This window comes from Pseudomonas sp. 2,4-D, assembly GCF_030418155.1.
Lineage (GTDB): Bacteria > Pseudomonadota > Gammaproteobacteria > Pseudomonadales > Pseudomonadaceae > Aquipseudomonas > Aquipseudomonas alloputida.
Genome location: NZ_JAUHUI010000040.1, coordinates 41972 through 49862, shown reverse-complemented (window position 1 = coordinate 49862; position 7891 = coordinate 41972). Strand labels below are relative to the sequence as shown.

Genomic DNA, 7891 nt, shown 5'->3' with positions numbered 1-7891 from the left:
ACCGCCAGCGTCGGTTTCGCCCAGAGCGCCGGCCTGATCCTGGGTGGTTCGATCAGCCAGAGCAACTTCCTCGGTACCGGTAACAAGGTATCCATCGGCCTGACCCGTTCGGAATACCAGACCAAGTACAACTTCGGCTTCGTCGACCCCTACTTCACCGCCGACGGCGTCAGCCTGGGCTACAACCTGTTCTACAACAGCACCGACTACAGCGATTACTACGACGATGGGGTTTCGTACTATGCAATCAACAGCTACGGCGCCGGGGTCAGCTTCGGCTACCCGATCAACGAAACCTCGCGTCTTACCTACGGCCTGACCCTGCAGCACGACGACATTTCGCCCGGCACCTACAGCGCTGACGAGATCTACGATTTCATCTCCCGCGAAGGCAAAAGCTTCAACAACCTCAAGGCGTCGATCGGTTGGTCGGAATCTACCCTCAACAAAGGCGTGCTAGCCACCCGCGGCCACTCGCAGAGCCTGACGCTGATGGCTACCACCCCTGGCAGCGACCTTTCGTTCTACAAGCTTGACTACAACGGCCAGGCTTTCCTGCCGGTCACCAGCAACACCACGCTGCGCCTGCACACCAACCTGGGCTACGGCAACGGCTATGGCTCCACCGACGGCTTGCCGTTCTATGAAAGCTACAACGCCGGTGGGCAGGGGTCGGTACGCGGGTTCAAGGACGGCACCCTCGGCCCGCGCAGCACGCCGGCTACCGGGGCCTATTCCAGCGCTGGGCAGGCTTACTATTCCGACCGCGACACCGATGTGCTGGGGGGTAATATCCTGATTACCGGCGGTGCCGAGTACCTGTTCCCGCTGCCCTTCGTGCAGGACCAGAGCCAGCTGCGCAGCTCGGTGTTTGTCGATGCCGGCAACGTATATGCCGACACCTGCTACCTGTCCACCACTCAAGGCTGCGGCAGCGTCGACCTGGCGCAGATGGCTGTGTCGCTGGGGGTTGGCGTGACCTGGTACAGCCCGATGGGGCCGCTGAGTTTCAGCCTGGCGGCGCCATTGAAGAAGCCGGATAACGCCGAAACCCAAGTGTTCCAGTTCTCGTTGGGGCAGACCTTCTGAGGCTGCTCTTGAAATGAACCGCGCAGCGGGGCTGAGCATTACCCGCTTTTACCCCCGCTTTACCCAAGTTGACAGTCACCTTGCCTAAGCTGGCCAGCACTCGAACCCCGCCCAGCAGGACACCCTCATGCCTCCGTTCACACCCTGTTTCCCTACATCACTGCGCGAAAATGAAATACCCCTCGCCCTGCTCGATCTGGTGCGGGAACGCCTGGCCGCCCTGCTTGGCCCACGCTTCACGGTGGTACTGGGCGGTAGCGGCAACGGCGATGGTGTCAGTCATTACCACCTCGCAATCCAGCACAACCAGAGCGGGGTTTCCCTGGAGGACTACGGTGACATCGGTGCCGGTTTCGTCGAGCACCTGCTGCGCATGGGCACCCAAGTGCGGGACATGCTCGACTCAGCCACATTCAGCCGTATGGGCAGCGACGACCCTGGCCGACCATTGGTATGGCTCCGTGAGCTGGTCAGCCCCGGGGAAACCATTACAATGCCCGGCCCAACCTGAAATATGTTTTCCCCATGAAATCACTGCTTTACGCCATAACCTTATTATTTTCCTTTACCCTCCCCGCTCTGGCCAATCCGCCGGCCACCTTCACCGAAGCCAAGGTGGTGGCCAAGCAGAAGGTCTACCTGGACCAGGCCAGCAGTGCCATGGGCGACTTGTACTGCGGTTGCAAATGGACCTGGGTGGGCAAGTCTGGCGGACGCATCGATGCCGCCTCGTGTGGTTACCAGACGCGCAAGCAGCAGAACCGTGCCGAACGCACCGAGTGGGAACACATCGTGCCCGCCCACACCTTCGGCAACCAGCGCCAGTGCTGGAAGAACGGCGGCCGTGAGCACTGCGTGGACAACGACCCGGTGTTCCGCGCCATGGAGGCCGACCTGTTCAACCTTTACCCGGCCGTGGGTGAGGTCAACGGTGACCGCAGTAACTTCAACTACGGCATGGTCACTGGCAATGCCGGCGAATACGGCCAATGCACCACCAAGGTCGATTTCGTCCAGCGCACCGCCGAACCGCGTGACGAAGTCAAAGGGCTGGTGGCCCGCACCACGTTCTACATGTTCGACCGCTACAAGCTGAACATGTCGCGCCAACAGCAACAGCTGCTGATGGCCTGGGACAAGCAACACCCGGTGTCGGCCTGGGAGAAAGAACGCGACCGGCGCATTGCCGCGATCATGGGCCATGCCAACCCGTTCGTAAGCGGCGAACGCAAGTGGACCGCCGGCTACAAGCCGGTTGGCAGCGGCGTGGTACAGGCGGTGCCGGTAAAAGCGGCCAAGCCAGAGGCCAAACCAAGCCTTGCCAGTGCCGGTTCGGTCGGCGCCGTGCTTGGCAACCGCAACAGCCACGTCTATCACTTGTCAGTCGGCTGCCCGGGCTACAACCAGGTTGCAGCGAAGAACCAGGTTACCTTCGCAAACGAAGGTGAAGCGCAGGCAGCGGGGTATCGCAAGGCAGGCAACTGCCGCTGATCGTTTCAAAGGCTGCGCGGCCCCTGTGGGAACGGGGGCGCGTCAGCCGTTGACCAGGTTTACCGGCCGTTCACCGGCCAGCGCGCTGAGCAGGTTGTCCACCGCGCAACGCGCCATGGCCTGGCGGGTTTCCTCGGTCGCCGAGCCGATATGCGGGGTCGCTACCACGTTATCCAGCTGCAACAGCGGCGAATCGGTCGGCAGCGGCTCGTGCACGAACACGTCCAGCCCCGCACCTCGGATGCGCCTGGCCCGCAGCGCTTCGATCAGCGCCTGCTCATCCACCACACGCCCGCGTGAAATGTTCACCAGGATTGCCTCAGGCTTCATCAACGCGAGTTCCCGTGCGCCTATCAGGCCTTCGGTGCTGGCGCTCAATGGCACCGTCAGGCAAACGAAATCTGCCTGCTGCAACAGCTCATCCAGGCTGCACTGGCATGCGGCATAGCGTGCTTCCACCTCGGGCTTGGCACGCTGGCTGTGATACAGCACGCGCATGCCAAAACCAGCGGCCGCGCGCCGGGCCAGGGCCTCGCCAATGCGGCCCATGCCGACGATGCCTAGCGTCTTGCCGTGCACATCACTGCCAAAATGCGCCGGCCCCAGGTTGGCCTGCCAACGGCCGTCACGCACCCAGTTCGCCAGCTCCACCACCCGCCTGGCGGTAGCCAGGATCAAGGCAAAGCCTGTGTCGGCCGTAGTTTCGGTCAACACGTCGGGCGTGTTGGTGAGCATCACACCACGCCTGCTGAGTTCAGCAATGTCGTAGTTGTCCACGCCTACCGAAACGCTCGACACCACTTCCAGTTGCGGGGCAAGGTCGAGCAGGCTGGCATCCAGGCGCAGGCTGGCCCCCAGTAACCCATGCGCCCCCGGTAATGCATCGCGCAGGCGGGCCAGGCCATCGGGCTGGGTGGTATCCACCCAGGTCACCTCGACGCGATCTTGCAGGCGTGCCATCAGGTCTTCGGACAGGCGTTTATACAGGACGATTCGCTTCTTCATTGCAGGTTTCCTAATGGTTCATGGCCAGGCGCGAACTATCGCGCTTTGCCCGGCCAGAGGTCTGGGAAGTATTGAGCGCAGCGGTAAGCGCCACTGCCGTCAGTAGCGCACCGCACATGAACAGATAAGAGGCGCCGGGCCCGCCCGTAGCCCCATTGAGGTAGCCCACCAGCCACGAACCGCCAAACGAGCCCAGCGCCCCCATGCTGTTGATCAGCGCCATGGCGCCGCCTGCGACGTTGGCCGGCAGGATCTCGGGCACGATCGCGAAGAATGGGCCATAGGGTGCGTACATACAGGCGCCAGCAACCACCAGCAATGCATACGACAGCCAGAAATGCTCGCTGCCCAAGGCGTAGGAACCATAGAACGCCAACGCGGCAATCAGCAGCGGCGGCCAGACGAAGCGCTTGCGCTTTTGCAGGCGGTCGGACGCCCAGGACACGCCCACCATCGCCAGCACCGCCGCCAGGTAGGGCACCGAGGCCAGCCAGCCGGCCTGCACGATATCGACATTCGCCGCCTGCTTGAGGATCGACGGCAGCCACAGCACGAAGCCATACACGCCGATGCTCCAGCAGAAGTACTGCAGCGCCAGGATGATCACTTGCGGCGAGCGGAACGCTTCGCGGTAGTTCTTTACAGGCTTGATACCCTGCTGCTCGGCAGCCAGTGCCTGCGCCAGGGCGGCCTTTTCCTGCTCGCTCAGCCAAGCCACCTGGGCCGGGCGGTCATCCACCAGGCGCCACCAGAAGAACGCCCAGATCACGGCGGGCAGGCCTTCGATGATGAACATCCAGCGCCAGTCGTAATGCTTGATCAGGTAACCAGACACCACCGACATCCACAGAATGGTCACCGGGTTGCCCAGCATCAGGAATGTATTGGCGCGCGAACGCTCGGCCCGGGTGAACCAATGGCACAGGTACACCAGCATGGCCGGCATGACCGCAGCCTCCACCACCCCGAGCAGGAAGCGGATACCGATCAGCATGTAGACGTTGCTGACCATGCCGGTAAGCGTGGCAAGGCCACCCCACAGGATCAGGCAGACGAAGATGAGCTTCTTCACGCTGCGCTTTTCAGCGTAGATGGCGCCGGGCACCTGGAAGAAGAAGTAACCGAGAAAGAACAGCGCACCCAACAACGAAGACAGCACCGGGGTGATGTGCAGGTCTTCGGCCATGCCGGAGGCGGCGGCGAAGCCGTAGTTGGCGCGGTCCAGGTACGCCAGGCTGTAGGTGACGAACACAATCGGGATGATGTACCACCAGCGGCGAGGTGCCAGGCTTTGGCTTTGCATGGATTGTTTCTCCTGAGCTTGTTGTTTTTGTTGCAACAGGTGTTTCGGGATCGGCTCATGCGCTTCTGCGCAGGTCGTAGGCCTCCAGTTCATCGCGCAGCGGCAGCCCTTCCATGTCGCCCCGCGACTGCACGGCACGGCTGCCGCACCAGTTGCCGCGCGCTACCGCCTCGGCTACCGGACGGCCCTCCAGTAGCGCACTGAGCACACCGACGGCAAAGGCATCACCTGCACCGACGGTGTCCACCACGCGGCTGACTGGCACGGGGGCTACCTGCCCTTCGCCCTTGGCGCTGCGGAAGTAGGCGCCAGCGTCGCCCAGCTTGATCACCACCAGTTCCACCCCTTGGTCCAGGTAGAACGCGGCGATATCGGCCGGGGTGTGCTGACCAGTCAGCAACCGCCCCTCTTCCAACCCCGGTAAAACCCAGTCGGCCTTGGCCGCCAGGGCATTGATTTCACGCACCATGCTGCTTTGATCGGGCCACAGCGAGGGGCGCAGGTTAGGGTCGAACGATATGCTGCGCCCGGCTGCGCGCATTGCATCCAGCAGCGTGTGGGACAGCGCCCGCGAGCTGTCCGACAGCGCCAGCGGAATACCGGTAGCGTGCACGTGCCGAGCCTGCAGCCAAACGGGGCTCACCATCGCAGGTGACAGCCTGCTGGCCGCCGAACCGCGGCGAAAGTACTCCACTGCCGGGTCGCTGCCATCATCGCTGCGGGCCTTGAGCTGAAAACCCGTCGGGTAGTTGGCATCCACCTCGACGCCGGAACAGTCAAGGCCTTCGCCGCGCAAGCTGTCGAGAACGAAACGGCCCAGCGAATCGTCACCTACCCGGCTCAGCCAGCGCACCTTGAAACCCAGCCGCGCCAGGCCAATCGCCACGTTGCTGTCGGCGCCGGCGATGCGTTTGCCAAACTGTCCGACACCGGCCAGGTCACCGGCTTGCTCTGCAACGAACATGGCCATGGTCTCGCCGAAACACAGCACGTCATGTTCATGCATGGTCCAGCTCCTGCGCCGCGCCCAGTGCAGAAAGGTGACGCACCTGGGCCCGCGTCAGCGCCAACAGGTCTTCGCCCACCAGGGGGTACTCGACGGCGCGCACCACGCCCGGTGCGAACTCGGCCATCAGCGCTGCCCACTCCTGCAGGTCCGCAGCCTGCGGCGGTATGGCCACCAGACGGCCATCGGCCCGGCGCTGCACAGCCTTGCAATGCACATAGCGCACCCAACGGCCTAGCTGCCTTGCAGCTTGCCGCGCAGGCTCGCCTTGCCACTGCCAGTTACCGATATCGAACGTCATGCCCAGGCGCAGCCCAAGCGGGTCGACACGCTGGAAAAACTGCAGCATCGGTTCGATCCTGCCACCTTGTGCGGTCTGATCGTTTTCCACCAGCAACAGAGGCCCCTGCGCAGGCAGCAGCGACGCCAGGGCCGTCACATCGCAGTGCTCATCGAAGTGCCCCAAGGAAACCTTCAGCGCCACCGCGCCAAGCGCCCGGGCAATTTCCAGCTTCTGCACCAGCAGCGGGTCGGGCACGCCTTGAGCGGTCCACAGTTCAAGGGGGGTGGAGTACAGGCATTCCAGGCGCAGCGCGGCAATGACCCTACCGAGCGCAGCTGCGTCCGGTGCGCTGGCGAACAATTCTTCGCGCAATTCGACGCGGCTGACGCCAGCGGCTGCCAGCAGGTCCAGAAACTGCTCCTGGCCACGTTGGCGCACAAAGTCGGCGCCGTAGCTGGAGAGACTGATGGAAACGGGGTTCGCTTGCATTGTTCTTGTCCTTATGAAACCGGTTTCATTTTTGATCAGCAGCAGGCACAAGCCTGCCGTTTTCTTACTGGGGTTGGGTTGAACCGCGGATGATCAGGTTGGCTTTGAAGTCGATGCGCCGGGCTGCGCCGCTGTCGCCGCGCAAACGACCGAGCAGGCTTTCGAATGCCGCCACGCCGATACGCTCGGTGGGCTGGGCCAGTGCGGTGATGCCTTTGCCGACCAAGGGGTACCAGTCGAGGTCGTCAAGGGCGATCAGCCCGACATCGGCAACCAGGTTGCGCCCGGCCTCGAGCAGGGCCCGGGTCACCGCCAAGGTGGCAACGCCGTTGAAGGTGAAGATGGCTTGCAGACCATGACCTCTGTGGGCAAGAAACGAAGCCAATTGGCCCTGCAGCCCGGCGCCGATTTCGAGTACCTGCTGACGCATGCCTGGCCGACGGCTGATCGATGCGCCGAACGCCTGCACCCGCTCCAGGCGTGAACTGGTGCCATCGAGGGGTTCGCTGACCGCCAGGATGTCGCGGTAGCCCTGGGCCTGCAGGTGGTCCAGGGCCTGCTCGACTGCATCAGCATTGTCCAGGCCGACAAGGTCCACATTCAGCTCGGGCAATTGGCGGTCGACCAGCACCATGGGGATGTCACGCTGCAGGTTGAGCAGTTCGCCGGGGTGGTGACCGAGCGTGTTCACGATCAACCCTTCGACGTTGTAGCTCTGCAGGGCCACCAGGTGGTGACGCTCCTGCTCGTCGTCGCGGTTGGTGTTGCAAACTACCAGGCTGTAACCATGCTGACGGCAGGCGGTTTCCACGCCGTGCATCACGGCCACTGAATAGGGGTTGAGGATATCGGCCACCAGCATGCCGATCAGTCGCGTCTGGCCGCGCTTGAGGCCGCGAGCCATCTGGTTGGGACGATAACCAAGGCGTTCGATGACCTCTTCCAGCCGCTTGGCCGTGGCTTCGGCCAGCAATTGGCGGTCGCCACCGATGTAACGGGAGACGGTGGCTTTGGAAACGCCAGCAACACGCGCCACTTCGCTGATGGTGACCCGTTCGCGGGTATGGGCGGGCGCGTCGGTCATGGGTTTTCCTTATGATTGTTTTAATAGTGATGAAACCGGTTTCAATACAGCAAAAATGCGCGGGTTCGTCAACAGGCCGTTGGTCGGACACGGAGACATAAAATGTTAAATCGCATTAAGAATATTGCATATACAATTGAT

8 protein-coding genes are annotated in these 7891 nt (G+C 62.7%); 3 read left to right on the top strand and 5 right to left on the bottom strand.

Annotated elements, in window-relative coordinates; translation table 11 throughout:
- From bamA to QYE47_RS22375, 3 genes are all read left to right on the top strand, one after another.
- Positions 1-1089, top strand: a 1089-nt coding sequence (gene bamA / locus QYE47_RS22385; protein ID WP_301159130.1) for an outer membrane protein assembly factor BamA, incomplete at its 5' end; no start/stop codon positions are given.
- A 127-nt stretch (positions 1090-1216) separates the two neighbouring features.
- Complete coding sequence (locus QYE47_RS22380) at positions 1217-1600, top strand: hypothetical protein (protein ID WP_014590863.1); 384 nt, start codon at positions 1217-1219, stop codon at positions 1598-1600.
- A 14-nt stretch (positions 1601-1614) separates the two neighbouring features.
- Entirely contained in the window at positions 1615-2580 is a 966-nt protein-coding gene (locus tag QYE47_RS22375; protein ID WP_014590862.1) for an endonuclease, read from the top strand.
- A 42-nt stretch (positions 2581-2622) separates the two neighbouring features.
- On the opposite strand, the gene QYE47_RS22370 is transcribed toward QYE47_RS22375, so the two are convergent.
- The 5 genes from QYE47_RS22370 to ptxS form a co-directional block, all read right to left on the bottom strand.
- Positions 2623-3585: a D-glycerate dehydrogenase gene (locus tag QYE47_RS22370; protein ID WP_014590861.1), complete on the bottom strand. Its 963-nt coding sequence runs from the start codon at positions 3583-3585 to the stop codon at positions 2623-2625.
- A gap of 10 nt (positions 3586-3595) precedes the next feature.
- Complete coding sequence (locus QYE47_RS22365; protein ID WP_010954250.1) at positions 3596-4888, bottom strand: MFS transporter; 1293 nt, start codon at positions 4886-4888, stop codon at positions 3596-3598.
- A 55-nt stretch (positions 4889-4943) separates the two neighbouring features.
- Complete coding sequence (locus QYE47_RS22360) at positions 4944-5894, bottom strand: sugar kinase (protein WP_019437542.1); 951 nt, start codon at positions 5892-5894, stop codon at positions 4944-4946.
- Positions 5887-6666, bottom strand: a complete 780-nt coding sequence (locus QYE47_RS22355; protein ID WP_014590859.1) for a sugar phosphate isomerase/epimerase — start codon at positions 6664-6666, stop codon at positions 5887-5889. Before QYE47_RS22355 ends, QYE47_RS22360 begins: the two co-directional genes overlap by 8 nt.
- Positions 6667-6730: 64 nt before the next feature.
- Entirely contained in the window at positions 6731-7750 is a 1020-nt protein-coding gene (gene ptxS / locus QYE47_RS22350) for a transcriptional regulator PtxS (protein ID WP_070383946.1), read from the bottom strand.
- Positions 7751-7891: the final 141 nt, after the last annotated feature.

Excerpts from the sequence above, each read along its gene's own strand:
- QYE47_RS22380 (WP_014590863.1), top strand. The coding sequence starts at position 1,217 with ATGCCTCCGTTCACACCCTGTTTCCCTACATCACTGCGCGAAAATGAA.
- QYE47_RS22375 (WP_014590862.1), top strand. The coding sequence starts at position 1,615 with ATGAAATCACTGCTTTACGCCATAACCTTATTATTTTCCTTTACCCTC.
- QYE47_RS22370 (WP_014590861.1), bottom strand. The coding sequence starts at position 3,585 with ATGAAGAAGCGAATCGTCCTGTATAAACGCCTGTCCGAAGACCTGATG.
- QYE47_RS22365 (WP_010954250.1), bottom strand. The coding sequence starts at position 4,888 with ATGCAAAGCCAAAGCCTGGCACCTCGCCGCTGGTGGTACATCATCCCG.
- QYE47_RS22360 (WP_019437542.1), bottom strand. The coding sequence starts at position 5,894 with ATGCATGAACATGACGTGCTGTGTTTCGGCGAGACCATGGCCATGTTC.
- QYE47_RS22355 (WP_014590859.1), bottom strand. The coding sequence starts at position 6,666 with ATGCAAGCGAACCCCGTTTCCATCAGTCTCTCCAGCTACGGCGCCGAC.
- ptxS (WP_070383946.1), bottom strand. The coding sequence starts at position 7,750 with ATGACCGACGCGCCCGCCCATACCCGCGAACGGGTCACCATCAGCGAA.